The sequence below is a fragment of the Streptomyces sp. NPDC086989 genome, assembly GCF_044745505.1.
In the GTDB taxonomy this organism is placed as follows: domain Bacteria; phylum Actinomycetota; class Actinomycetes; order Streptomycetales; family Streptomycetaceae; genus Streptomyces.
In genome coordinates, this window is sequence record NZ_JBIVAL010000006.1 from 385711 (window position 1) to 407965 (window position 22255).

The 22255-nt window shown below is 73.3% G+C and carries 21 protein-coding genes and 1 pseudogene; 13 read left to right on the forward strand and 9 right to left on the reverse strand.

What is annotated here, in order from left to right; translation table 11 throughout:
- The first annotated feature begins 77 nt into the window (after positions 1 to 77).
- The 4 genes from ACIPK4_RS17365 (at position 78) to hutH (ending at position 4954) form a co-directional block, all read left to right on the forward strand.
- A complete protein-coding gene (locus ACIPK4_RS17365) occupies positions 78 to 1229 on the forward strand; it encodes an adenylate/guanylate cyclase domain-containing protein (RefSeq protein WP_054221244.1) in 1152 nt (383 codons plus the stop codon).
- 24 nt (positions 1230 to 1253) lie between these two features.
- Complete coding sequence (locus ACIPK4_RS17370) at positions 1254 to 2036, forward strand: enoyl-CoA hydratase/isomerase family protein (RefSeq protein ID WP_402313443.1); 783 nt, start codon at positions 1254 to 1256, stop codon at positions 2034 to 2036.
- Positions 2037 to 2199: 163 nt separating this feature from the next.
- Positions 2200 to 3318, forward strand: coding sequence for a diguanylate cyclase domain-containing protein (locus ACIPK4_RS17375; RefSeq protein WP_402313445.1), 1119 nt, complete (start codon positions 2200 to 2202; stop codon positions 3316 to 3318).
- Positions 3319 to 3412: 94 nt separating this feature from the next.
- Positions 3413 to 4954 (forward strand): histidine ammonia-lyase, encoded by a 1542-nt coding sequence (gene hutH, locus ACIPK4_RS17380; RefSeq protein ID WP_402313677.1) that lies wholly within the window; start codon positions 3413 to 3415, stop codon positions 4952 to 4954.
- Between the two features lie 113 nt (positions 4955 to 5067).
- Here hutH and ACIPK4_RS17385 read toward each other — a convergent pair whose 3' ends face one another.
- Entirely contained in the window at positions 5068 to 5430 is a 363-nt protein-coding gene (locus ACIPK4_RS17385; RefSeq protein WP_376204196.1) for a hypothetical protein, read from the reverse strand.
- A gap of 107 nt (positions 5431 to 5537) precedes the next feature.
- Between ACIPK4_RS17385 and ACIPK4_RS17390 the strand changes: the two genes are divergently transcribed.
- The 3 genes from ACIPK4_RS17390 (at position 5538) to ACIPK4_RS17400 (ending at position 8384) form a co-directional block, all read left to right on the forward strand.
- A complete protein-coding gene (locus ACIPK4_RS17390) occupies positions 5538 to 5882 on the forward strand; it encodes a hypothetical protein (protein WP_054222674.1) in 345 nt (114 codons plus the stop codon).
- 148 nt (positions 5883 to 6030) lie between these two features.
- On the forward strand, positions 6031 to 7302 hold the full coding sequence (locus ACIPK4_RS17395) for an Ig-like domain-containing protein (RefSeq protein WP_402313448.1): 1272 nt from the start codon (positions 6031 to 6033) through the stop codon (positions 7300 to 7302).
- A gap of 110 nt (positions 7303 to 7412) precedes the next feature.
- Positions 7413 to 8384, forward strand: a complete 972-nt coding sequence (locus ACIPK4_RS17400; RefSeq protein WP_402313449.1) for a GNAT family N-acetyltransferase — start codon at positions 7413 to 7415, stop codon at positions 8382 to 8384.
- Here the strand turns inward: ACIPK4_RS17400 and ACIPK4_RS17405 are convergent.
- On the reverse strand, positions 8374 to 9303 hold the full coding sequence (locus ACIPK4_RS17405; RefSeq protein WP_402313451.1) for a helix-turn-helix transcriptional regulator: 930 nt from the start codon (positions 9301 to 9303) through the stop codon (positions 8374 to 8376). The genes ACIPK4_RS17400 and ACIPK4_RS17405 overlap by 11 nt on opposite strands.
- 178 nt (positions 9304 to 9481) lie before the next feature.
- Between ACIPK4_RS17405 and ACIPK4_RS17410 the strand changes: the two genes are divergently transcribed.
- Positions 9482 to 10528: an NAD(P)-dependent alcohol dehydrogenase gene (locus ACIPK4_RS17410; protein ID WP_402313453.1), complete on the forward strand. Its 1047-nt coding sequence runs from the start codon at positions 9482 to 9484 to the stop codon at positions 10526 to 10528.
- Between the two features lie 67 nt (positions 10529 to 10595).
- Here ACIPK4_RS17410 and msrA read toward each other — a convergent pair whose 3' ends face one another.
- The 4 genes from msrA to ACIPK4_RS17430 form a co-directional block, all read right to left on the reverse strand.
- Complete coding sequence (gene msrA / locus ACIPK4_RS17415) at positions 10596 to 11261, reverse strand: peptide-methionine (S)-S-oxide reductase MsrA (RefSeq protein WP_402313455.1); 666 nt, start codon at positions 11259 to 11261, stop codon at positions 10596 to 10598.
- A 117-nt stretch (positions 11262 to 11378) separates the two neighbouring features.
- Positions 11379 to 12521, reverse strand: coding sequence for a hypothetical protein (locus tag ACIPK4_RS17420; RefSeq protein WP_402313457.1), 1143 nt, complete (start codon positions 12519 to 12521; stop codon positions 11379 to 11381).
- Complete coding sequence (locus ACIPK4_RS17425) at positions 12518 to 14116, reverse strand: M48 family metalloprotease (protein WP_402313459.1); 1599 nt, start codon at positions 14114 to 14116, stop codon at positions 12518 to 12520. Before ACIPK4_RS17425 ends, ACIPK4_RS17420 begins: the two co-directional genes overlap by 4 nt.
- 166 nt (positions 14117 to 14282) lie before the next feature.
- The gene (locus tag ACIPK4_RS17430) at positions 14283 to 15389 is read right to left on the reverse strand and encodes a hypothetical protein (RefSeq protein ID WP_402313461.1); all 1107 of its coding nucleotides are present in this window, start codon (positions 15387 to 15389) and stop codon (positions 14283 to 14285) included.
- Positions 15390 to 15484: 95 nt separating this feature from the next.
- Here ACIPK4_RS17430 and ACIPK4_RS17435 point away from each other — a divergent pair, with 95 nt between their 5' ends.
- Positions 15485 to 16642, forward strand: a complete 1158-nt coding sequence (locus ACIPK4_RS17435; RefSeq protein WP_402313463.1) for a cystathionine gamma-synthase — start codon at positions 15485 to 15487, stop codon at positions 16640 to 16642.
- Positions 16643 to 16681: 39 nt separating this feature from the next.
- On the opposite strand, the gene ACIPK4_RS17440 is transcribed toward ACIPK4_RS17435, so the two are convergent.
- From ACIPK4_RS17440 to ACIPK4_RS17450, 3 genes are read right to left on the reverse strand one after another with little or no spacing between them, the layout of a single operon-like run.
- Entirely contained in the window at positions 16682 to 16933 is a 252-nt protein-coding gene (locus tag ACIPK4_RS17440) for a hypothetical protein (protein WP_402313465.1), read from the reverse strand.
- Positions 16930 to 17367, reverse strand: coding sequence for a sigma factor-like helix-turn-helix DNA-binding protein (locus ACIPK4_RS17445; protein WP_402313467.1), 438 nt, complete (start codon positions 17365 to 17367; stop codon positions 16930 to 16932). The genes ACIPK4_RS17440 and ACIPK4_RS17445 overlap by 4 nt, the downstream gene beginning before the upstream one ends.
- Positions 17368 to 17427: 60 nt before the next feature.
- The gene (locus ACIPK4_RS17450; RefSeq protein WP_402313469.1) at positions 17428 to 17949 is read right to left on the reverse strand and encodes a MarR family winged helix-turn-helix transcriptional regulator; all 522 of its coding nucleotides are present in this window, start codon (positions 17947 to 17949) and stop codon (positions 17428 to 17430) included.
- A gap of 193 nt (positions 17950 to 18142) precedes the next feature.
- Here ACIPK4_RS17450 and ilvA point away from each other — a divergent pair, with 193 nt between their 5' ends.
- The 4 genes and pseudogenes from ilvA (at position 18143) to ACIPK4_RS17470 (ending at position 22218) form a co-directional block, all read left to right on the forward strand.
- Positions 18143 to 19378 carry a threonine ammonia-lyase gene (ilvA, locus tag ACIPK4_RS17455; protein ID WP_402313471.1) on the forward strand — a complete coding sequence of 412 codons (1236 nt, stop codon included), beginning with the start codon at positions 18143 to 18145 and terminating at the stop codon, positions 19376 to 19378.
- 139 nt (positions 19379 to 19517) lie between these two features.
- Complete coding sequence (locus tag ACIPK4_RS17460) at positions 19518 to 20036, forward strand: hypothetical protein (protein ID WP_402313473.1); 519 nt, start codon at positions 19518 to 19520, stop codon at positions 20034 to 20036.
- A gap of 152 nt (positions 20037 to 20188) precedes the next feature.
- Positions 20189 to 21199 (forward strand): annotated as a pseudogene (locus ACIPK4_RS17465) (ATP-binding cassette domain-containing protein); the annotation flags it as partial.
- A 161-nt stretch (positions 21200 to 21360) separates the two neighbouring features.
- Positions 21361 to 22218 carry an ABC transporter permease gene (locus ACIPK4_RS17470; RefSeq protein ID WP_402313475.1) on the forward strand — a complete coding sequence of 286 codons (858 nt, stop codon included), beginning with the start codon at positions 21361 to 21363 and terminating at the stop codon, positions 22216 to 22218.
- The last annotated feature ends 37 nt before the right edge of the window (positions 22219 to 22255 follow it).

The window sequence follows — 22255 nt, forward strand, 5'->3', positions numbered from 1 at the left end:
GTTTAGGCGATCCCGGTCCTCCCGGTGATCACCCGGTTCGGCAGGGCAGTGCGCACGTAATGGACAGGAGGCGGCCCTTGACCGTCGACGACCCTACGTCCGGCGCGTCCACTCCCGGGCCCGGTCCGGGAACGCCCATCGGACGAGACCAGCACACTCCCCACCACGAGGTCGACCACACCGCACAGCCGACGGCGGACCCGCTCGCCATCCGGCTGGAGCAGCTGATCCTCGGAGCGGAGCGCCGGTACACCCCGTTCCAGGCGGCCCGCAGCGCCGGTGTCTCGATGGAGCTCGCCTCCCGCTTCTGGCGGGCCATGGGCTTCGCGGACATCGGGCAGGCCAAGGCCCTCACGGAGGCCGACGTACTGGCGCTGCGCCGGCTCGCCGGCCTCGTCGAGGCCGGGCTGCTGAGCGAACCCATGGCCGTGCAGGTCGCGCGGTCCACCGGGCAGACCACCGCCCGGCTGGCCGAATGGCAGATCGATTCCTTCCTGGAGGGCCTGACGGAGCCGCCGGAACCGGGAATGACCCGTACGGAGGTCACGTACCCGCTGGTCGAGCTGCTGCTGCCGGAGCTGGAGGAGTTCCTCGTCTACGTGTGGCGGCGCCAGCTGGCGGCGGCCACCGGACGCGTGGTGCAGGTGGCCGACGACGAGGAGATGGTCGACCGGCGGCTCGCGGTGGGCTTCGCGGACCTGGTCGGCTTCACCCGGCTGACCCGGCGGCTGGAGGAGGAGGAGCTCGGCGAGCTCGTCGAGTCCTTCGAGACGACGTCGGCGGACCTGGTGGCCGCGCACGGCGGCCGGCTGATCAAGACGCTCGGCGACGAGGTGCTGTACTGCGCCGACGACGCGGCGACGGCGGCGGAGATCGCACTGCGGCTCATCGAGACGATGGAGGCCGACGCCCAGATGCCGGAGCTGCGCGTCGGCATAGCGTTCGGGACGGTCACGACCCGGATGGGCGACGTCTTCGGGACCACCGTGAACCTGGCCTCGCGGCTGACGTCGATAGCGCCGAAGGACGCCGTGCTCGTCGACGGGGCGATGGCCGAGGAGCTGGGGCGCACGGGCGCGGCGCCGGTTTCCGAGAAGGAGGCCGAGGCCGAGGAGGGCGGCGGGACGTACCGCTTCGCGCTCCAGCCGATGTGGCAGCGGCCGGTGCGCGGGCTGGGCGTCGTGGAGCCCTGGTCGCTGACGCGGCGGAAGCCTAAGATCCCCGGGTAACGTTCGTTAACCGGGAGGGTCTCTGTGTCTGAGTTCGTGGCTGTGCGCCGGCATGACGACGGGGTCGCGGAGCTGGTCCTGGACCGGCCCAAGGCGATGAACGCCGTCTCGACGGAGATGGCGCGGGCCATCGGTGACACCTGTGCCGCGCTCGCCGCCGATGCCTCGGTACGGGTGGTCGTGCTCTCCTCGACGGCGGAGCGGGCGTTTTGCGTCGGGGCCGACCTCAAGGAGCGCAACTCCCTGACGGACGCCGAGCTGGTGCGGCAGCGGCCGACCACGCGGGGCGCGTACGGGGGCGTACTGGAGCTCCCGATGCCGACGGTCGCGGCGGTGCACGGGTTCGCGCTGGGCGGCGGCTTCGAGCTGGCGCTGGCGTGTGACGTCATCGTGGCCGACGAGACCGCGGTCGTCGGCCTGCCGGAGGTCTCCGTGGGCGTGATCCCGGGCGGCGGCGGCACGCAGCTGCTGCCGCGGCGCGTGGGTGCGGCGCGGGCGGCGGAACTGATCTTCACGGCGCGGCGGGTCGAGGCGGCGGAGGCGCTGGCGCTGGGCCTGGTCGACTCGGTGGTGCCGGCGGGCACGGACCGTGCCGAGGCGCTGGCCCTGGCGGCCCGGATGGCGGCCAACTCCCCGGTGGGCCTGCGGGCGGCGAAGCGCGCCCTGCGCCTGGGCCACGGGATGGACCTGACGGCCGGCCTGGAGATCGAGGACGCGGCCTGGCGGACGGTGGCGTTCTCCGGCGACCGCGCGGAGGGCGTGGCGGCCTTCAACGAAAAGCGCCGCCCGAACTGGCCGGGCCACTGACCCCGGCCCCACCCCACCCCCATCCCCACCCCCGTCGGCCGCCGGGCTGCTGATCCGCCGGTCCGCCGGTCCCGTGGGGCCGGTTTCCGTCGGGTGTTTGCGGGGCCGGGCGGGGCGTTCGGGGAGCGGTGGCGGTGGGGGGGAAACTCCCTAACCTGGGGTGATGGGAGTCGACGGGCGGCTGCGAGCCGTCGTGGGCCTGGCGCAGGCCATGGCCGCCGCATGCGCACCGCGGGACAGCGTCCGGGCGGCCGCCCGCGGGGCCCGGCTCGCGATGGACGGCTCGTTCGCCGCGATCTCCGCCTGGGAGCGGGAGCGCGGCCGCCTGCGGGTCCTCGTCAACGAGGGCGGGCGACGGGACGGGGAGGAGGAGTTTCCCGAGGACGAGTCCTATCCCGTCCACGACTTCCCCGAGATCACCGAGTTCCTGCACGAGCGGTGGGTCGGCGGCGGCGGCCCCCACGCCTGGGTGGAGAGCGCCGGCGGCGGCCGCCCCGGCCGGCGCGGCGAGGCGCTGCGCCGCCGCGGCCGCGGGAGCTGCGTCGTCGCGCCCATCGTGCTCAGCGGCCGCGCCTGGGGCGAGCTCTACGTCGCCCGCGACGAGGGCCTGGCCGGCTTTGACGAGGACGACGCCGAGTTCGCCACCGTCCTGGCGGCCGTCGTCGCGGCCGGCCTCGCGCAGAACGAGCGGCTCGAAGAGGCGCGGCGGCTCGCGTTCACCGATCCGCTGACCGGGCTGGCCAACCGGCGGGCCGTCGACATGCGGCTCGACGAGGCCCTTGAGGAGCACCGGCGCAGCGCGGCCGTGGTCAGCCTGGTGGTGTGTGACCTGAACGGCCTCAAGAAGGTCAACGACACCCTCGGGCACGCCATGGGGGACCGGCTGCTGGAGCGGTTCGGGTCGGTGCTCAGCCTGTGCGGGGCCATGCTGCCCGGCGCGCTCGCCGCCCGGCTCGGGGGTGACGAGTTCTGCCTGGTGAGCGTGGGGCCCGCGGCCGACGAGGTGGTGCGGGTGACGGAGGAGCTGTGCCTGCGCGCCGCCGAGCTGGAGCTGGGCGAGGGGGTGGCCTGCGGGGTGGCGTCCACGGGGGATCCGATCGGGCCGGTGAAGTCCTCCCGGCGGCTGTTCCGGCTGGCCGACGCCGCCCAGTACAAGGCCAAGGCGGCGCGCTCGGCGAAGCCGGTCGTCGCGGGCCGGGACACCGGCGTGGTCCGGATGGCCGATGCCGCCCAGCAGGAGGCGGCCGGTGAGCGCCGCCGTTTCCGGGGCCGGGCGACGTGAAGGAAGGCCGTGGTGTGCGCAGCGGCGTAAGGGGCCCTTGTGAAACTTGCTAGTGACATGAAGCGATTCAGTCCGTAGGCTGCTGAATATGGATATGCACACTGTCGTGGTGGGGACGTCCGGGACCACCGCCGAGGACGTCATCGCCGTCGCCCGCGGCAACGCGCGGATCGAGCTGTCCGGCGAGGCGCTCGACGCCCTCGCCCGTGCCCGCGAGATCGTCGACGCCCTCGCCGCCAAGCCCGAACCCGTCTACGGGGTGTCCACCGGCTTCGGCGCCCTCGCCTCCCGTCACATCAGCCCCGAGCTGCGCGCCCAGCTCCAGCGCAACATCGTCCGCTCGCACGCCGCCGGCATGGGCCCGCGCGTCGAGCGGGAGGTCGTGCGCGCCCTGATGTTCCTGCGCCTGAAGACCGTGGCCTCCGGGCACACCGGCGTCCGGCCGTCCGTCGCGCAGACGATGGCCGACGTGCTCAACGCGGGCATCACGCCCGTCGTCCACGAGTACGGCTCGCTCGGCTGCTCGGGTGACCTCGCACCGCTCTCGCACTGCGCGCTCACCCTGATGGGCGAAGGCGACGCCGAGGGTCCGGACGGGGTCGTGCGCCCCGCCGGGGAGCTCCTCGCCGAGGCCGGGATCAAGCCGGTCGAGCTGAAGGAGAAGGAGGGCCTGGCCCTCCTCAACGGCACCGACGGCATGCTCGGCATGCTGGTCATGGCCCTCGCCGACCTCGACAAGCTGTACAAGTCCGCCGACATCACCGCCGCGCTGACCCTTGAGGCGCTGCTCGGCACCGAGAAGGTGCTCGCGCCCGAGCTGCACGCCATCCGCCCGCACCCGGGCCAGGGCGCCTCCGCCGCGAACATGGCCGCCGTCCTCAAGGGCTCCGGGCTGGTCCGGCACTTCCAGGAGGAGTCCGCCCCGCGCGTGCAGGACGCGTACTCCGTGCGCTGCGCCCCGCAGGTCGCCGGCGCCGGCCGCGACACCATGGCGCACGCCGCGCTGGTGGCCTCGCGCGAGCTGGCCTCCGCCGTCGACAACCCGGTGGTGCTGCCCGACGGCCGCGTGGAGTCGAACGGCAACTTCCACGGCGCGCCCGTCGCGTACGTCCTGGACTTCCTGGCCATCGCGGCCGCGGACCTCGGCTCCATCGCCGAGCGCCGCACCGACCGGCTGCTCGACAAGAACCGCTCGCACGGCCTGCCGCCGTTCCTGGCGGACGACGCCGGTGTCGACTCCGGTCTGATGATCGCCCAGTACACGCAGGCCGCCCTGGTCAGCGAGATGAAGCGGCTGGCCGTCCCCGCCTCCGCCGACTCGATCCCGTCCTCCGCCATGCAGGAGGACCACGTCTCGATGGGCTGGTCGGCCGCGCGCAAGCTCCGTACCGCCATCGACAACCTGACCCGGATCATCGCGATCGAGCTGTACGCGGCCACCCGGGCCATCGAGCTGCGCCACGGGCTCACCGCGGCCCCGGCCAGCCTGGCGGCCATCGCCGCGACGCGGGCGGCCGGTGTGGAGGGTCCCGGGCCGGATCGTTTCCTCGCCCCCGACCTGGCCGCGGCCGACGCGTTCGTCCGCGCCGGTGGCCTCGTCGCCGCAGTGGAGTCGGTGACGGGTCCGCTCGCCTGACGGGCCTGACGGGCCTGAAGGTCTGGTGACGCCGTGAAGGGCCGCCTCCGGGAAGTCTCCCGGGGGCGGCCCTTCGGCGTGCGCGGGCGTGTACGGGCGCCCTGCGCGCTCTGCTAAGCGCGTGAGCGGTGTACGGAGTACGTGACGAAACCGGCCCCGAGGCCGAGGCAGAGCGTGCCGCCCAGCAGGTACGGGGTGGTGTCGATGCCGCCGGTGTCGGCGAGCCCGAGGGTGACCTGGCCGGCGCTCTGCGGCCCGGCGGCCGCGCCGTCGGCGGGGTCCTCCTCCAGGCCGGTGACCGATCCGGGCCCGGCCGCGTTCGCGGACTCCGGCGCGTCGGCCGAAGCGGAACCGGACGCCGTGGAACCGGACCCCGAGGACCCCGGTGCGGTGGCGTTGGCCGAGGGGACGAACCAGAGGGCGGCGAGGAGGGTGGTCGCTCCGAGAGCGGTGAGCAGCGGTCGACGTGCGGACACGGTGCGATCCCCCTTGCGGACGCAGCGAATTGGCCGTGTGCGGTGATGCTACGGACAAGGGCGGGTCGCGGGAAAGTCGGGGCTTCCCCGGGCTTAGTCTCCGTCGTATGAACCCTTCTGACACATCACGGTACGTACGGCTTCGGGTGGATTTGGTGCTGGAGGTGCCTGACCCCGAGGCGCTCACCGGGGCCGCACTCGCGCACATCGAGGCCGACGAGTTCATGCCGGACGAGGAGCGCGGCCACGCCGAGTCGGCCGTGCGGGAGGACGAATCGGAAGCGCTCGCCTACCTCGTCGACCCCACCGACCTGGTCGTGGACATTCCCGGCGTGGAGCTGGCGCAGGCCTCCTGGAGCAGCGAGCCCGTCGAATACGACCCCGAGTCCATGGAGTGGGACCTGGGCGAGGAAGATGGGGACTACGAGGAAGAGACGACCGACAACGCCTGACCGTGGGGTTGCACACATTCAAACGGAATGTGGAACCGATCCGGGCCCGCAACGCGTTGACTGGTGGGAGGCAGGGGGCATGTCCCCCTGCCCCGATCGGGGCACCACCCGGCTGCGGGCCGGGGGGGAGCCCGGGGGTTCGGCAACGATGGAGTGGCGTGTGAGGACGGACAGGAAGCGTCGGAGAAGGTCCCTGGTGGCCATATCCGCCGTGCTCGGTGGCGTGCTGGTTCTCTCGGCGTGCGGCGGTGGCGACGACAAGCCCAAGGGCGGCGGGGACTCGAGCAGCAAGTCGCAGTCGGACGTGGACGCGGCCGCGGCCAAGGACACCTCCAAGGCCAAGATAACGATCACGCCGAAGGACGGGGCGACCAACGTCGGCCTGAACGACGCGACGAACGTCGCCGTCAGCGACGGCACGCTCACCGCGGTCGAGCTGAAGACCTCCGAGGGCGCGGCCGTGGCCGGCAAGATAGCCGCCGACGGCAAGAGCTGGAAGCCGGACGCCGCGCTGAAGCGCTCCACGAAGTACGCGCTGTCGGCGACCGCCAAGGACGCGAACGGCAAGGAGGCGCACGAGAACACCTCGTTCACCACCGTCTCCCCGGAGAACAGCTTCGTCGGTTCGTTCATACCGGACGACGGCCAGACCGTCGGCGTGGGCATGCCGGTCTCGATCACCTTCAACAAGCCGATCAAGGACATGAAGGCCGTCCAGGCGGCGATCAGCGTCACCTCCAGCAGCGGCCAGGAGGTCGTCGGGCACTGGTTCAGCCCGCAGCGCCTGGACTTCCGCCCCGAGCAGTACTGGCAGGCGGGCTCCACCGTCACGCTGAAGCTCGCCCTCGAAGGCGTGCAGGGCGCCCCCGGCGTCCAGGGCGTGCAGAACCGGACGGCCACCTTCAAGATCGGCCGCAGCCAGGTCTCCACGGTCGACGCGAAGACGAAGAAGATGACCGTCACCCGTGACGGCGCGGTCCTCAAGACCATCCCGATCTCCGCGGGCTCCCCGGCGAACCCGACGTACAACGGCCAGATGGTGATCTCCGAGAAGTTCAAGGAGACCCGGATGGACGGCTCCACCGTGGGCTTCAAGAACAGCGAGGGCAAGGGCGAGTACGACATCAAGGACGTGCCGCACGCCATGCGGCTGTCCCAGTCGGGCACCTTCATCCACGGCAACTACTGGGGATCGGACTCGATCTTCGGCAGTGAGAACACCAGCCACGGCTGCGTCGGTCTGAACGACGCCCAGGGTGCCAACGACCCCAACCAGCCCGCGGCCTGGTTCTACGACAACTCGCTCATCGGCGACGTCGTCACGGTGGTCAACTCGCCGGACAAGACCATCAAGCCGGACAACGGCCTCAACGGCTGGAACATGAGCTGGGCGGACTGGAAGGCCGGCACGGCTTCCTGACCAGGCCCGACGACGGCACGACGGATGGCGGGGAGCCCCTGGAGGGCTCCCCGCCATCCGTCGTGAAACCCACGTGTGCGGGGCGCGGACCCCGGCTAGGGTCCGTGATCATGACGATTCGCGCACTGACCACGCCCCCTTCGGCCGTCGAGGCGGAAGCCTGGCTCGCGGTCCTGACCGCCGCCCACGCGGTCGACCTGCCGCAGCTGCCGCCCCCGTCCCGGACGGAGGTCCTCGGACGGCTGCGCGTGGCACCGGCCCGCGGCCGCGCCGCACTGTGGGCGGCGGACGAAGGCGTCGCGGGCCTCCTGCTGTTCACCGACGAGGCCAACCGCCACACCGCCTTCCTCGACGTGCTGGCGGTACGCCCCGACGCGCGCCGGCGCGGTCTCGGCACGGCCCTGTGGCAGGGGGTCCGCGAGGAGCTGCTCTCCGAGGGCCGCACCTCGGTCTCCGCCCTCGTGGACCTCGGCGGCCCGGGCGAGGCCTTCGCCCGCTCCCTGGGCTTCGAGAACGTCCTGCCGATGGCCTGGTACGTCCAGGACGTCCGAGCCGCCCGGTACGCAGTGGCTGCCGCCCCGCCCCGGCCCGAAGTCCCGGCGGGCTACGACATGCTGTGCTGGCCCGGCCTCGTACCCGACGCCTGGGCGCCGGCGGCGGCCCGCGCCCACGCCGCGATGGAGGACGCACCGACCGGCGAACTCGACGAGCGCACCGAGTCCTGGACCGCGCAGCGCCTGCACGCGGCGCAGCAACTGGTCCTGGACCGCGGGGGCGACCTGACCACGGTCGCCGCGGTCACCCCCGGCGGCGAGGTGGCGGCGTACACGGAACTGGTCCTCCCGGACCCGCAGGGCCCGCGCGCCCTCCAGTACGACACGGTGGTCGTCCCCGCGCACCGGGGCCGCGGGCTCGGCCGCGCGGTGAAGCTCCGCATGCTCGCCGAGGCGGCCGCCCGCCACCCGTCCCTGCGCACGGTCGGCACGACCGTGGCCGACGAGAACACGCCGATGCTGGCGGTGAACGAGGCCCTCGGCTACCGCCGGGAGCGCGGCACGGGGTACTTCCAGCTCACGCTGTAGCGGCGGGGTCGCGCGGGCCCTGCCGGTCCCGCGGCCCCTGCGGCGCATTGCGGGCCCCCGCCTCCCCGGCGGGAGCCGACCAGGACGACAGCATGCGCAGGGCGTCCTCGGACGGGGAACCCGGCGCCGCGTGGTAGGTGACCAGGACCTGCGCCGAGTCGCCCGGCAGCACCAGAGTCTCGAAGGACAGCGACAGTTCGCCGACCAGCGGGTGCCGCAGCCGCTTCACCCCGTGCGTCTTGTTGTCCGCCAGCGTGTGCGCCGCCCACAGCCGGCGGAACTCCTCGTTCTTCACCGACAGTTCGCCGACCAGCGCCGACAGCTGCTCGTCGTCCGGGTGCTCGCCCGCGTACATGCGCAGACTGCTCACGACCCGGCAGGCCAGGCAGTCCCACTCGTCGTAGAGCTCGGCCGCCGCCGGGTCCAGGAACACCATCCGCACCAGGTTCCGCTCCTGCGGCGGCAGCGCCCCGAAGTCCCCGAACACCGCAGCGGCCAGCCGGTTCCACCCGATGACGTCCTGCCGCCGCCCCATCAGGTACGCCGGCACCCCGTCCATCGCGTCCAGCAGCGTCCGCAGCTCGGGGCGGACCGGCTCCTGCCGGTGGGGCTGCCGGCGCTTCCTGCGCAGCCGGGGGCTGGCCAGGTGCGTCAGGTGGGCCGTCTCCGTACCGTCCAGACGCAGCGCCCGCGCGATCGCGTCGAGCACCTCCGCCGACACGTTCTGACCGTGCCCCTGTTCGAGCCGCGTGTAGTACGCCACCGAGACACCCGCCAGCTGCGCCAGCTCTTCGCGGCGCAGCCCGGGAACGCGCCGGTGGCGCCCGTGGTCCGGCAGGCCCACGTCCGCGGGGCGCAGCCGCGCACGGCGGGAACGCAGGAACTCGCCGAGTTCGGCACGCTGATCGAGCTGGTCCATGACGCCAGTATCGCCGGGCGGGGCGGCCCGGCACGGCGCTGTGCCTGACCCCGTCAGGGGTAGGACCGCCGGTCCTAGGCAGAGCAGTGGTCTGGGTGCCGCGCGCCCGGCACGGCATCGTGGAGTGCACCGCAGATCGTCAGCGGATCTTCAGCAGTGTTTCGAGGAGCCTTCACCCATGTCCGTCACCCAGGTCGCCGCCTACGCAGCTCCCGCCGCCAAGGCGCCGCTGGAGCGCACCACCGTCCCGCGCCGCCCCGTCGGCGAGCACGACGTCCTCATCGAGATCAAGTACTCCGGCATCTGCCACTCCGACATCCACCAGGTCCGCGACGGCTGGGGCGAGGGCATCTACCCCATGGTCCCGGGGCACGAGATCGCCGGTGTCGTCGCCGAAGTCGGGCCGGGCGTCACGAAGTTCTCCGTCGGCGACCACGTCGGCGTCGGCTGCTTCGTCGACTCCTGCCGCACGTGCGAGTACTGCCTGCGCGGGCAGGAGCAGTACTGCGTCCAGGGCATGACCGGCACGTACAACGCCCGCGACAAGCAGGGCGAGCCCACGTACGGCGGCTACTCCACGCACCTCGTCGTCGACGAGGGCTACACCGTCCGCATCCCCGAGGGCCTGCCCCTCGACGTCGCCGCGCCGCTGCTGTGCGCCGGGATCACCCTCTACTCGCCGCTCAGGCACTGGCAGGCGGGCCCCGGCAAGAAGGTCGCGATCGTCGGTCTCGGCGGTCTCGGCCACATGGGGGTGAAGATCGCGGCCGCCCTCGGCGCCGAGGTCACCGTCCTCTCGCAGTCCCTGCGCAAGCAGGAGGACGGCCTGCGGCTCGGCGCCTCGCACTACTACGCCACGAGCGACGAGAGCACGTTCGAGAAGCTGGCGGGCAGCTTCGACCTGGTCATCTCGACGGTGTCGGCCCCGCTGGGCCTGGACGCGTACCTCGGCCTGCTGAAGGTCGACGGCGCACTGGTGAACGTCGGGGCCCCGGAGGAGCCGGTCGAGGTGAACCTCTTCTCGGTCATCACCGGCCGCAGGACGCTGGCCGGCTCGATGATCGGCGGGATCGCGGAGACCCAGGAGATGCTGGACTTCTGCGCCGAGCACGGACTGGGCTCGGAGATCGAGCTGATCCGCGCCGACGAGATCAACGACGCCTACGAACGCGTCCTCGCCAGCGACGTCCGCTACCGCTTCGTCATCGACGCGTCCACGATCTGACCCGCCGCGAACGGCCCCGGCGCCGCCGCCCACAGGGGTGAGGGGCGGCGCCGGGGCCCGGGGTGGCTCAGCCGTCGGCCCTGGCCACGCCGATCGGGCAGGAGACGCCCGTCCCGCCGATGCCGCAGTATCCGTCCGGGTTCTTGTCGAGGTATTGCTGGTGGTACGCCTCCGCCGGCCAGAAGGGGCGTTCCGCGGCCGGGAGGACCGCCGTCGTGATGTCGCCGTGGCCCGCGGACGTGAGGACCTGCTGGTACGCCGAGCGGGAGGCCTCGGCCTGCGCCTGCTGGGCCTCGGAGTGGGTGTACACCGCCGAGCGGTACTGGGTGCCGACGTCGTTGCCCTGGCGGAACCCCTGGGTGGGGTCGTGGGACTCCCAGAACAGCTTCAGGAGCTCGGCGTACGAGACCTGCGCCGGGTCGAAGACCACGCGGACGACCTCGGTGTGACCGGTCAGGCCCGAGCAGACCTCTTCGTACGTCGGGTTCTCGGTGTAGCCGCCCTGGTAGCCGGCCAGCGTGGTCCACACCCCCGGGGTCTGCCAGAACTTGCGCTCCGCGCCCCAGAAGCAGCCCAGGCCGAAGTCGGCCACCTCCAGGTGCGCCGGGTAGGGGCCGGCCAGCGGGTTGCCGAGCACGGTGTGCTTCTCGGGCAGGCCGAAGAGCGGCTCCGCGCGGCCGGCCAGGGCCTCCTCGCGGGTGGGGAGCTCGGGGGTGCGGCGGTACGAGAACATGGATTCCCTCCTTGTGGTTCTCGTGTAACGGGCGGGGGCGGGCCGGGATTCCCCCGTGCCCGCCCCCGCCCGTGACGTCACCGGAGCGTCATTTTTCGCGTCCTGCCCGCGCGGCGCTCAGGACTCCAGCTCGGTGACCCGGACGGCCCAGTTCCGGGCGTGCAGGTACCGGCCCCGCGGGGAGCCCGCGTAGATCCAGGGCAGGGCGCCGATGTGCCCGTCGATCAGGCGGAACTGCTCCACCGCCTCGGCGTCCCGCTCCTGCCAGAACAGCAGCCACGCCAGGATGTGCCGCAGGCGCACCGCCCGCCGGTCGGCCGGGTCGGCCGCGGCCAGGTCCGCGAGCGCGGCGTCGACGGCGGCGACGACCTCCGGCTCCCTGAAGAACGTCTCCGGGCGCAGGTCCTCGTCCCAGCTCTCCTGCTCCACGAACGCGATCAGCGGGAGCAGCGACAGCAGCTCGCCCGGGGCGCCGCCGGCCGCCGCCCGGCGGGCGAAGTCCATGGCCAGCTCGTGCGAACCGCGCCACTTGGCCGACCAGTACTGCTGGGCCGAGGTGTGCGCCGACAGGTGCTTCGGATCCCGCGCCACCACCTCCGACCAGAGCTTCTCGTACTGCTCGTGGGGGTAGCCGAGGCCGTAGCCGATGGGCAGCTCCACCACGTACGGGACCGGGTCGGCCGGGTCGGCGAGGCGCTGGGCCTCCTGCGCCGCCGTGCGCGCCTTGAGCAGCAGCTCGTGGAAGAGCCGGAACTGTTCCTGGGTGGTCCGGCTGCCGGCCTGGCTGCCGCGGACGTTCCAGGCCACCTGCACCGCGGTGTCCGCCTCGACCAGCGCCGCGGTGGGATCCGCCGGGCGGGCCGCCTGCCAGGCCAGCAGCCAGGCGTCGTCCTGCGCGGCGACCTCGGAGAGGGCCTGCACGCGCTGCCAGCGCTCCTCCCAGTCGCTGCCGGCCTCCGCCACGTACGCGGCGCCCGCCTCCCAGTCACCGGCGGCGACGGCGGCCGTGGCGGCGGTCCGCCCGGCCGGTACGGGCTGTGCGTTCTCGGTGTCGAGGTCCTCCTCCGCGACGAAGCCGAGCGCGACGACCGCGGCCGCCTCGCGGGCCTTCTTCTCGGCCTTGGCGGCCTCCTCGCGGTCGGGTGCGCCGGCCGGGGCGGGGGCGGCGGGGGCCTTCTTCCTCCCGGTCCGGCCGGTGAAGTACTGGTACGCACCGCCGATGACCAGCGCTACGAGGACGAAGATCAGCTTGTCGGTCACGGGGCGAGCACCAGCTTTCGCAGCGGTTCGGTGTCGGGGCGGTCGGCGACGGCCGCGTCCAGGGCGCCGGCCAGTTCCTCGGCGAACGCCTCGTGGGGGTAGCGGAGCGCGGCCGAGTCGCTCCAGGACAGCTCCCAGCGGGCCCGGCCCTGCCCGGTCAGCTCGATGCCGGCGAGCTGGTTCACGGCACGGCGCAGCACCGGGCGGGCGAACTCGCGGGCGGTGCGGCCGGTGGCGGCGGCGGCCTCGTCGGACTTCGGGAGGCGGTCGCCGATCCGCCAGAGCACGGCCGGGTCCGCGTCGATCGCGTCGAGCAGGGGGCCGAGGCCGGGGCCCGCGCCTTCGGCGGCGAGGGCCTCGTGGAACTCCTGCGCGCCCTGGGCGACGTACCGGGTCATGCTCTCGTGGACGAGGTCCGCCCAGTCCAGCCGGGTCAGGGCCAGTGCCTGCGGGGTCAGGACCGCCTGCTCCAGCGCGGCCAGCGCGGCCTCGGGCGAGGCGAGCAGCTGCAGCGAGGGGCGGGCGGCCTGGCCGCCGCGGCCGTCGTCCGGCAGGGCCTCGATGCGGGCCACGCGTTCGGCGAGGGCGGGGTGGGAGTCGTACGGGGACGCCGGCTCGGTGGACAGCTCCCGGCGCAGGTCCTCCAGCTCCTCCGAACGGGCGTCGAGGAGCTGGCGCAGGCCGCCGTAGACCTGGCCGGGGAGCGGTAGCAGGCCGGCGCCGACGCCGAGGGTGGCGTAGGAGTCCATGTAGAAGCCGTGTGCGGGGCCGAGGGCGTTGAGCTCGCGCAGCGCGGAGGCGGCCGAGTCCCGGCCGGCGACGCGGACCGAGGCGAGGTCGGCGGCGAGTTCCTGGCGGCGGCTGCCGGCGAGGGTGGCGCGCATGTAGAAGTGCCCGTACGCCGTGTAGATCTTCGCCATGGCCCGGTACATGGCGCCCTGGCCGGAGGTGTCGACCTCCTTGGCCTTCTTGCCCTTCGCGAGCCGCTTCTCGGCGGCCTTCTCCTGCCGGGCGCGCTCCTTGGCGACCTTGCTGTCGGCGCGTTCGTGGAAGTGCCCGATGGTGCGGATCAGCTGGGCGCGGCCGCGGGCGATCAGCGGGGTGAGGCGGGTGTCGAGGTTGGCGTAGTGGCCCATCTCGTGGGCGAGGACGGCGCGCAGCTGCATCTCGTCCAGGCCGGTCATCAGGGGCAGGCCGAGGTAGAGGCGGCGGGTGCCGGGCAGCAGGCCGAGCAGCCGGGCGTCCTCGCTGACGGCCGCGTTGACCTCGTCGATCAGCAGGATCTCGTCGGGGGCGCGGGTGCCGACCTGGGCGGCGATGTCGCGGACCGTCTGCCACAGGACGGGTTCCTGCTGCTCCGTGACGGGGACGCCGGGCAGTGGGTCGCCCTTGGGTGTGCGGAGCATGAACATGCCGCGCACGATCGGGACGGCGAGGACCACCGAGACGATGAGGATCTTGCCGGCGACACCGCCGTGCAGCCAGGTGACGGTGGCCCAGTCGGCGGCGGCGAGCACGGCCAGCAGGATGAAGCCGAGCAGGTAGAAGCCTGCGAGCAGGACGAGGGCGCGCAGCGCGCGCAGTGAAGCGCCCATGTAGGACGGGTCCCCCCGGGAGACGGTGCGATGTTTACGCGCACCTTATGCGGGGTGGACGGGTCTGACGACGGCAGGGGTGCACCCGGCTCCGGCCCTCGGGGCGGGGTGCGCGGGTGCGTCCTCCTATGTCCGTTCCCGGCGCCGTTCCCGCAGGTCCGGCGGGTCAGTGCGGCAGCGTTGCCGGGGAGCCGCCGTTGGCCTCGTAGCCCGCCACCGCCAGCGCGCGGTACACCGCGTACTGCGCCGCCGGGTCCGGGGAGGCCGACCACGGCAGGGCGCCGACGCAGCCGTCGATGTGGCGGACCTGCTCCATGGCCTCCGCCCAGCGCTCCATCGGCACCAGGCACCACAGCAGCATGTGCCGTACGTGCGCGAGCATCGGGTCGTCCGGGCGCGCGGTGTGCACCGCGTACAGCGCGCCCTCCACCGCCCGGGTCACCACCGCGCCCTGCCAGAAGTTCGTCAGCACGACCTCCGGCACGTGCTCGTACACCGCGAACAGCGGCAGCGCGGCCAGCAGCGAGCCCTGCGGGGCGCGGGCCGCCGCCGCGTGGGCGAAGGCGTCCGCCTTCTCCCGCGAGCCGTGCCACTTCTCGCACCAGTAGTGCAGCGCGGCCAGGTGCGCGCCCATGTGCGCCGGCGCCACGTCGATCACCTTCGCCCAGAGCGCGTCGAACTCCGCCTCCGCGTACCCGAGCCCCCGAGCGACCGCCAGCTCCGTGATGTACGGGACGGGGTCGCGCGGCGCCAGCAGCGCCGACTTGCGGCACGCGTCCCGGGCCTCCTCCAGGATGATCCGGTGGTCCGTCGAGCCCACGCCGCCCGAATGCCGCCACGCCTGCTGCACCAGCAGTTCGGCGTGCACCTGCGCGCCGCCCGCGTCCTTCTCGGCCTCCAGCCGCCAGGCCTTCAGCCACCGCGCGCCGACCCCGGGCTCGGCCACCAGCTCCAGGGCCGCGGCCCCGCCGAAGGCCTGGACGCGCTGCCAGCGCAGCTCGCCCTCCTTGGGGGTGCCGGCCAGCAGCTGGGACGCGGCCTGCCACCGGCCGGTGCGCTGCACGGCCTCCAGGGCGTCCATCAGGTCCTGGTCCGGGCCCGGGACGCGGAGGTCGAGGTGTTCCTGGCGGGCGAATCCGTAGTTCTCCGGGTCGGCCGCGTCGGGGCTGCCCGGCGCGACCAGGCGTACGCCGCCGCCCCGCCGGCGCCGTATGTACGGGCTGAAAGCGGCCACGAGCAGGCCCATCGCGAGCAGGAACCACAGAATCTCCATGCCCCCCAGCGAACCAGACGCACCCGCGCAAAGGCCAATGCCGGACCGGCGGGTGTGCGGTGGGCGCGTCGGCGGCCGGGGCTTAGGCTCTGCCCATGAGCGACGACAGCCACGAGCACCAGAGCTTCGAGACCCGCGCGATCCACGCGGGCAACAAGGCGGACCCGCAGACCGGCGCGGTCGTGCCCCCGATCTACCAGGTGTCCACGTACAAGCAGGACGGCGTCGGCGGACTGCGCGGCGGTTACGAGTACAGCCGCAGCGCGAACCCGACCCGCACCGCGCTGGAGGAGAACCTCGCGGCGCTGGAGGGCGGCCGGCGCGGCCTCGCCTTCGCGTCCGGGCTCGCCGCGGAGGACTGCCTGCTGCGCACGCTCCTCGCCCCGGGCGACCACGTGGTCATCCCGAACGACGCGTACGGCGGCACCTTCCGCCTCTTCGCCAAGGTCGTCTCCCGCTGGGGCGTGGAGTGGTCGGTGGCCGACACCTCCGACCCGGAGTCGGTCCGGGCCGCACTGACCCCGAAGACGAAGGTCATCTGGGTCGAGACCCCGTCCAACCCGCTGCTCGGCATCACCGACATCGCCGTCGTCGCCGACATCGCGCGTTCGGCCGGCGCCAAGCTGGTCGTGGACAACACCTTTGCCTCCCCCTACCTCCAGCAGCCCCTCGCGCTCGGCGCGGACGTGGTCGTGCACTCGCTGACCAAGTACATGGGCGGCCACTCCGACGTCGTCGGCGGCGCGCTGGTGACCGCCGACGCGGCGCTGGGCGAGGAACTGGCCTACCACCAGAACGCGATGGGCGCCGTGGCCGGCCCCTTCGACTCGTGGATCGTGCTGCGCGGCATCAAGACGCTGGCCGTCCGCATGGACCGGCACGCGGAGAACGCGACGAAGGTCGCCGACATGCTGACCCGCCACCCCAAGGTGCACAAGGTCCTCTACCCGGGCCTGCCCGAGCACCCGGGCCACGAGGTCGCCGCCAAGCAGATGCGCAACTTCGGCGGCATGATCTCCTTCCAGGTCACCGGCGGCGAGGAGGAGGCCGTCGCGGTCTGCGCCCGCACCCGGATCTTCACGCTGGCCGAGTCGCTCGGCGGCGTCGAGTCCCTCATCGAGCACCCGGGCCGCATGACCCACGCCTCGGTGGCCGGCTCGGCCCTGGAGGTCCCGGCGGACCTGATCCGCGTCTCGGTCGGCATCGAGAACGCCGACGACCTGATCGCGGACCTGACCCAGGCCCTCGGCTAGCAGCGCCCACGCACGGGAGCAACGGCCGCCGGGCGGTGACTACCAGCCCTCCAGGGGCGGGGAGACACCGCTCGGCGGCACCTCCCACGGGCGGACCAGCCAGGCCCACACCGCGAAGGCAACCGCCGCCGCGCACAGCAGTGTCCAGCCGACGCGGCGCAGGGCCCGGCGGCGGCGCAGCAGCCGGCCCCCGCGGGCCGCGGCGCTCGCCGCGAGCCCGGCCGGGACCACCGGGTGGGGGCCCTCCAGCAGTCGCCTGACCCGGTCCTCCTTGCGGTCGGCGGCGCTCACGCGGCCTCCCGGGAGCGCAGCGCGGACACGGCCCTGGTGCACAGCGCCCGGACCCGGTCGACCGGCAGGCCCAGCTGGGCGGCCGTGACCTCCTCCGCGACGCCCTCGTACACGCGCAGGACCAGGACGAGCCGTTCCAGCGGGCCCAGCCGTGCGAGGAGCCCCGTACCGCCGTGGTGGTGCCGGCCGGTGCGGGCGAAGGCGGCGCACAGCTCCTGGCGGGTGTGGTCGTACGGGTCGTCGCCGCGCACCCGGCGCCAGTCGGCGTACGTACGGGCCAGCGCGCCGGAGAGCAGCCGGCGGGCGGCGACGGGCTCGTCCTCCGGCTCGGCCGTCAGCAGGACGGCGACGTGCAGGAGCCGCCCCGCCGCGCCCGCGACGAAGGCTTCGAACTCCGCGTAGTCGCGCCGCCCGTGGTCGTCCACAGGCCTCATAGTGCGGGCAGCGGGACCGCCCCGGTCAAGAGGTCGGACGGCCCCGGCTCACCCGGGACGTCAGGAGGCGGGACCGGCCTCGGAGGCGGCGCCCATGAGCTCCGACAGCGAGCCGTTGAAGCGGGTCAGCAGCGAGGTGAAGGACACGCGTTCGTCCTCGGTCCAGCCGTCGGTCACGCGGGCCATCAGCTCGCGCCGCGAGGAGCGGACCTCCTCCAGCCGGGCGAGGCCGCTCGGGGAGAGCGCGAGGACCACGGCCCGCCCGTCCTCCGGGTGCGAGGTCCGCTTGACCAGGCCGCCGTCGACGAGCGGCGCGACCTGGCGGGTGACGGTCGAGGAGTCGATGCCCATGCCGCAGGCGAGCGCCTTGACGCCCATCGGGCCTTCCAGGTCGAGCCGGTTCAGCAGCAGGTACGCGGCGCGGTCCATCGAGTTGCGCGCCTGGCCGACCCCGCCCAGGCGGGTCTGCTCGGCACGCCGGGCGAAGACGGCCACCTGGTGCTGGAGCGAGTCGAGGAGACCGGCTTCGGCGGGCGCCTCGGCCGCCGTGGGCAGGTCGGAATTGGCCGGGGTGGAAGGCATGGCCGTGAGCTCTCTTCGCGTGGGGCCGACAAGGATGGGGGACAGAGTACGCGGCCGTCGGGCGCCCCGTACGCGTCGTACGAGAACTGATACGGGCCGTGCGGAGCGAGTCCCCGGGGCCGTCCCGGATGGCGGGATTTCGCCCCCTGTGGGCCCCTCTGGCGCGGTCCGCGAGGGCTGCGAGACTGGCGGCATGAACTACCGCGTGCCCGTGCCCGTCCCGCAGGTCATCCTCGACGACGTCCGGGGGGCCCAGAAGATGCTCTCGGGCGTCGCCCGGGTCACGCCGATGGAGAACAGCCGGCACCTCTCCGCCCTCACCGGCTCCCCGGTGCACTTCAAGTGCGAGAACCTCCAGCGGACCGGCTCCTTCAAGCTCCGCGGCGCCTACGTGCGCATCTCCGGCCTGCGCCCCGAGCAGCGGGCCGCCGGCGTAGTCGCGGCCAGCGCCGGCAACCACGCGCAGGGCGTCGCCCTGGCCTCCTCGCTCCTCGGCGTCCGCTCGACCGTGTTCATGCCGGTCGGGGCGCCGCTGCCGAAGGTGGCGGCGACCCGGGAGTACGGGGCCGAGGTCCGCCTGTACGGGCAGGTCGTCGACGAGACCCTGGCCGCGGCCCAGGACTACGCGGACCGCACCGGGGCGGTGTTCATCCACCCGTTCGACCACCGGGACGTCATCGCCGGCCAGGGCACGGTCGGCCTGGAGATCCTGGAGCAGTGCCCGGAGGTCAGGACGATCCTCGTCGGCATCGGAGGCGGCGGCCTCGCGGCGGGCATCGCGGTCGCGGTGAAGGCGCTGCGGCCCGACGTCAAGGTGATCGGCGTCCAGGCGGAGGGCGCCGCCGCCTACCCGCCCTCGCTGCGGGTCGGGCATCCCGTCTCGATCGACGAGCCGGCCACGATGGCCGACGGCATCAAGGTGGGCCGGCCCGGCGACGTCCCCTTCCGCATCATCGCGGAGCTGCTCGACGGCGTCCGCACCGTCTCGGAGGACGCCCTCTCCAGCGCCCTGCTGCTCTGCCTGGAGCGCGCCAAGCTGGTCGTCGAGCCGGCCGGGTGCAGCCCCGTGGCCGCCCTGCTGAGCCGGCCCGAGCTGTACGGGGGCGGCGGCCCGGTGGTGGCGGTGCTGTCCGGCGGCAACGTCGACCCGCTGCTGCTCCAGCGGATCCTGCGGCACGGCATGGCGGCGGCGGGCCGCTACCTCTCGCTGCGGCTGCGCGTGGCCGACCGGCCGGGGGCGCTGGCCGGACTCCTGGGGGTGCTGTCGGCAGTGGACGCGAACGTGCTGGACGTGAGCCACGTACGGACCGACCCGCGGCTGGGGCTCACGGAGGTGGAGGTGGAGCTGCGCCTGGAGACGAAGGGACCGGAGCACTGCGCCGAGGTCGCGCGGTCGCTGCACGCGGCCGGTTACACGGTGATGAGTTAGCTGGTGATGAGTTAGCTCTCGTCCACGTTCGTCCCCTCCGCCGGAGGACCACGTGTGCGGAAACGGTGATACGGGTGTGCGGAAACCGGCCGGGTGTGTGAGACTCCCGGCCACATTCACATGGGGTGGGAGTCTCTCCGTGCACATTCGCGTCAGGCCGCAGACGGCGGCAGTCATCACTCTGGCCGCGTCGGCGGCCCTGGTCCTCGCGGGCTGCTCGTCCGCCGACGGCTCCGGTTCGTCGGCGCCCAAGGCCGGCTCCGCCCAGTCGCAGCCCGCCAAACCCTCCGCGAAGCCCACGGCCAAGGCGACCGGAGCCCCACTGAGCCGGGACGCCGTGGACGAGGAGGTCAGATCGTCGCTGCGCGCCGCGGGCCTGGACCCCGAGAAGGGCAAGGGCTCGGGCGACACGAAGGGCACGAAGAACGCCAGCCTGGTCGACTGGACCGCGGTCCTGAGCACGCAGCAGGCGGACTGGGCCCTGCCGCGGTTCGGCGAGCAGCTCCAGCACCTCGGCTGGCGGGAGACGGCCCCCCAGAGCTACGAGAAGACGGACTGGGTGCTGCTCATCGGCAGCACGAAGCAATCGACCGCGGCGACCCTCAAGTCGGGCGAGAGCCTGCTCACCGTGAACGTCACCTACCTCGGCGCGGGCTGACGCGCGCCCGGGCGGTGCGGCCGTCCGCCCCGCCCCCGGCCCGGCCCGCCCCGTTCGGCCGATCGGGTGACCGGGCGACGTCCGCCCGGCGCCCATAAGCTTTGCCTAGGAAAGTCCGGTCAGCCGGCCCGCTTCCCCCAGGGAGAACCCCTATGCCAGGCGCCATCTACGCCGAAGGCCTGGTCAAGACCTTCGGCGAGGTACGGGCACTGGACGGCGTGGACCTCGATGTCCCCGAAGGCACCGTGCTGGGCCTCCTCGGCCCCAACGGCGCAGGCAAGACCACGACCGTGCGCGTCCTGACCACCCTCCTGCGGCCCGACAGCGGCAAGGCCGTCGTCGCCGGGATCGACGTCCTCAGACACCCCAACGAAGTCCGCCGCGCGATCGGCCTGTCCGGCCAGTTCGCCGCCGTCGACGAATACCTGACCGGCCGCGAGAACCTCCAGATGGTCGGCCGGCTGTACCAGATGTCCGGCAAGGCGGCGAAGGCCCGGGCCGGCGAACTGCTGGAGCGGTTCAACCTCGCCGACGCCGCCGACCGCACCGCGAAGACCTACTCGGGCGGCATGCGCCGGCGCCTGGACCTCGCGGCCGCACTCGTCGTCCGGCCGCCCGTGATGTTCATGGACGAGCCGACCACCGGCCTCGACCCGCGCAACCGCCAGCAGCTCTGGGACGTCATCCAGGAACTCGTGGCCGGCGGCACCACCCTGCTGCTCACCACCCAGTACCTGGAGGAGGCCGATCACCTCGCGCACGACATCTGCGTGGTCGACCACGGCAAGGTCATCGCCCGCGGTACCTCCGACGAGCTCAAGGCCCGGACCGGCGGGGAGCGCGTCGAGGTCGTGGTCCACGAGCGCGACCACATGGCCGGGGCCCGCGCCGTGCTCGCGGGCTTCGGCAAGGGGGAGACCACCGTCGAGGAGCACATCCGCAAGCTGACCGTCCCGGTCACCGGAGGCGCCAAGCTGCTCGCCGAGGTCATCCGCGAGCTCGACTCGCGCGGCATCGAGATCGACGACATCGGCCTGCGCCGGCCGACCCTCGACGACGTGTTCATCTCCCTCACCGGCCACGCGGCCGCCCTGGCCGAGGAGGAGCGCGGCGAGACCGGCACGGAGGCCGGCAAGCCCCGCCGCGGACGCAAGGCCCAGGCGCCGGCCCGGGCCCAGGCACCCGCCGAGGCCCAGGCGCCGGCCGAGGCTCAGGCGCCGGCCGAGGCCCAGGCGCCGGCTCAGGCACCCGATCAGGCATCGGAATCGGAAGCGGAATCCCAAGCGGAATCCGGATCGGCGCCGGCGTCGAAGGAGGCGGCGAAGTGACCACCCCCTCCCCGACCCCGCAGCTCGCGGCGCCCCGCCCGCGCGGCGGCGTCGTCCAGGGCGTCAACGACTCGCTGGTCATCGCCAAGCGGAACCTGATCAGGATGTCGCGGATCCCCGAAATGATTATTTTCGGGATCATCCAGCCGGTCATGTTCGTCGTGCTCTTCAGCTATGTCTTCGGCGGCTCGATCAGCGTCGACGGCAACACCTCGCCCGCCGCCTACCGCGAGTTCCTGATGGCCGGCATCTTCGCCCAGACCGTCACCTTCGCCACGGCCGGCGCCGGCGCGGGCATCGCGGACGACATGCACAAGGGCCTGATCGACCGCTTCCGCTCACTGCCGATGGCCCGCGGCGCGGTCCTGACCGGCCGCACCCTCGCCGACCTCGTCCAGACCAGCCTCACCCTGGTCATCCTGGCCGCGGTCGCCCTGCTGGTCGGCTGGCGCACCCACACGAGCGCCGCCGAGGTGCTCGCCGGCTTCGCCCTGCTGCTCCTGCTCGGCTACGCCTTCTCCTGGATCGGCGCACTGATCGGCCTGTCGGTGCGCACCCCGGAGGCGGCCACCTCGGGCGGGCTGATCTGGCTCTTCCCGCTGACGTTCATCTCGAACGCCTTCGTCCCCTCCGACAACATGCCGACGTTCCTGCGGACCCTCGCGGAGTGGAACCCCTTCAGCGCCACCGTCCAGGCGGCCCGTGAGCTGTTCGGCAACCTCCCGCCGGGGTACGAGGCCCCCGCGGCCTGGCCCATGCAGCATCCGGAGCTCGCGTCGCTCCTGTGGTCCGTGCTGATCGTCGTGGTCTTCCGGACCCTCTCCGTCCGTAAATACCGCTCGGCGACGGTCTAGCGGCGGCGTGCGCGTGCACGCGAAGGCCCCCGCCGGA

What these genes read in the sequence shown, in the direction of transcription:
- msrA (WP_402313455.1), bottom strand. Translation starts at nt 11,261, where the DNA reads ATGTTCTCGTACCGCCGCACCCCCGAGCTCCCCACCCGCGAGGAGGCC.
- ACIPK4_RS17410 (WP_402313453.1), top strand. Translation starts at nt 9,482, where the DNA reads ATGTCCGTCACCCAGGTCGCCGCCTACGCAGCTCCCGCCGCCAAGGCG.
- ACIPK4_RS17430 (WP_402313461.1), bottom strand. Translation starts at nt 15,389, where the DNA reads ATGGAGATTCTGTGGTTCCTGCTCGCGATGGGCCTGCTCGTGGCCGCT.
- ACIPK4_RS17400 (WP_402313449.1), top strand. Translation starts at nt 7,413, where the DNA reads ATGACGATTCGCGCACTGACCACGCCCCCTTCGGCCGTCGAGGCGGAA.
- ACIPK4_RS17390 (WP_054222674.1), top strand. Translation starts at nt 5,538, where the DNA reads ATGAACCCTTCTGACACATCACGGTACGTACGGCTTCGGGTGGATTTG.
- ACIPK4_RS17435 (WP_402313463.1), top strand. Translation starts at nt 15,485, where the DNA reads ATGAGCGACGACAGCCACGAGCACCAGAGCTTCGAGACCCGCGCGATC.
- ACIPK4_RS17445 (WP_402313467.1), bottom strand. Translation starts at nt 17,367, where the DNA reads ATGAGGCCTGTGGACGACCACGGGCGGCGCGACTACGCGGAGTTCGAA.
- hutH (WP_402313677.1), top strand. Translation starts at nt 3,413, where the DNA reads ATGCACACTGTCGTGGTGGGGACGTCCGGGACCACCGCCGAGGACGTC.
- ACIPK4_RS17425 (WP_402313459.1), bottom strand. Translation starts at nt 14,116, where the DNA reads ATGGGCGCTTCACTGCGCGCGCTGCGCGCCCTCGTCCTGCTCGCAGGC.
- ilvA (WP_402313471.1), top strand. Translation starts at nt 18,143, where the DNA reads ATGAACTACCGCGTGCCCGTGCCCGTCCCGCAGGTCATCCTCGACGAC.
- ACIPK4_RS17395 (WP_402313448.1), top strand. Translation starts at nt 6,031, where the DNA reads ATGGAGTGGCGTGTGAGGACGGACAGGAAGCGTCGGAGAAGGTCCCTG.
- ACIPK4_RS17375 (WP_402313445.1), top strand. Translation starts at nt 2,200, where the DNA reads ATGGGAGTCGACGGGCGGCTGCGAGCCGTCGTGGGCCTGGCGCAGGCC.
- ACIPK4_RS17450 (WP_402313469.1), bottom strand. Translation starts at nt 17,949, where the DNA reads ATGCCTTCCACCCCGGCCAATTCCGACCTGCCCACGGCGGCCGAGGCG.
- ACIPK4_RS17405 (WP_402313451.1), bottom strand. Translation starts at nt 9,303, where the DNA reads ATGGACCAGCTCGATCAGCGTGCCGAACTCGGCGAGTTCCTGCGTTCC.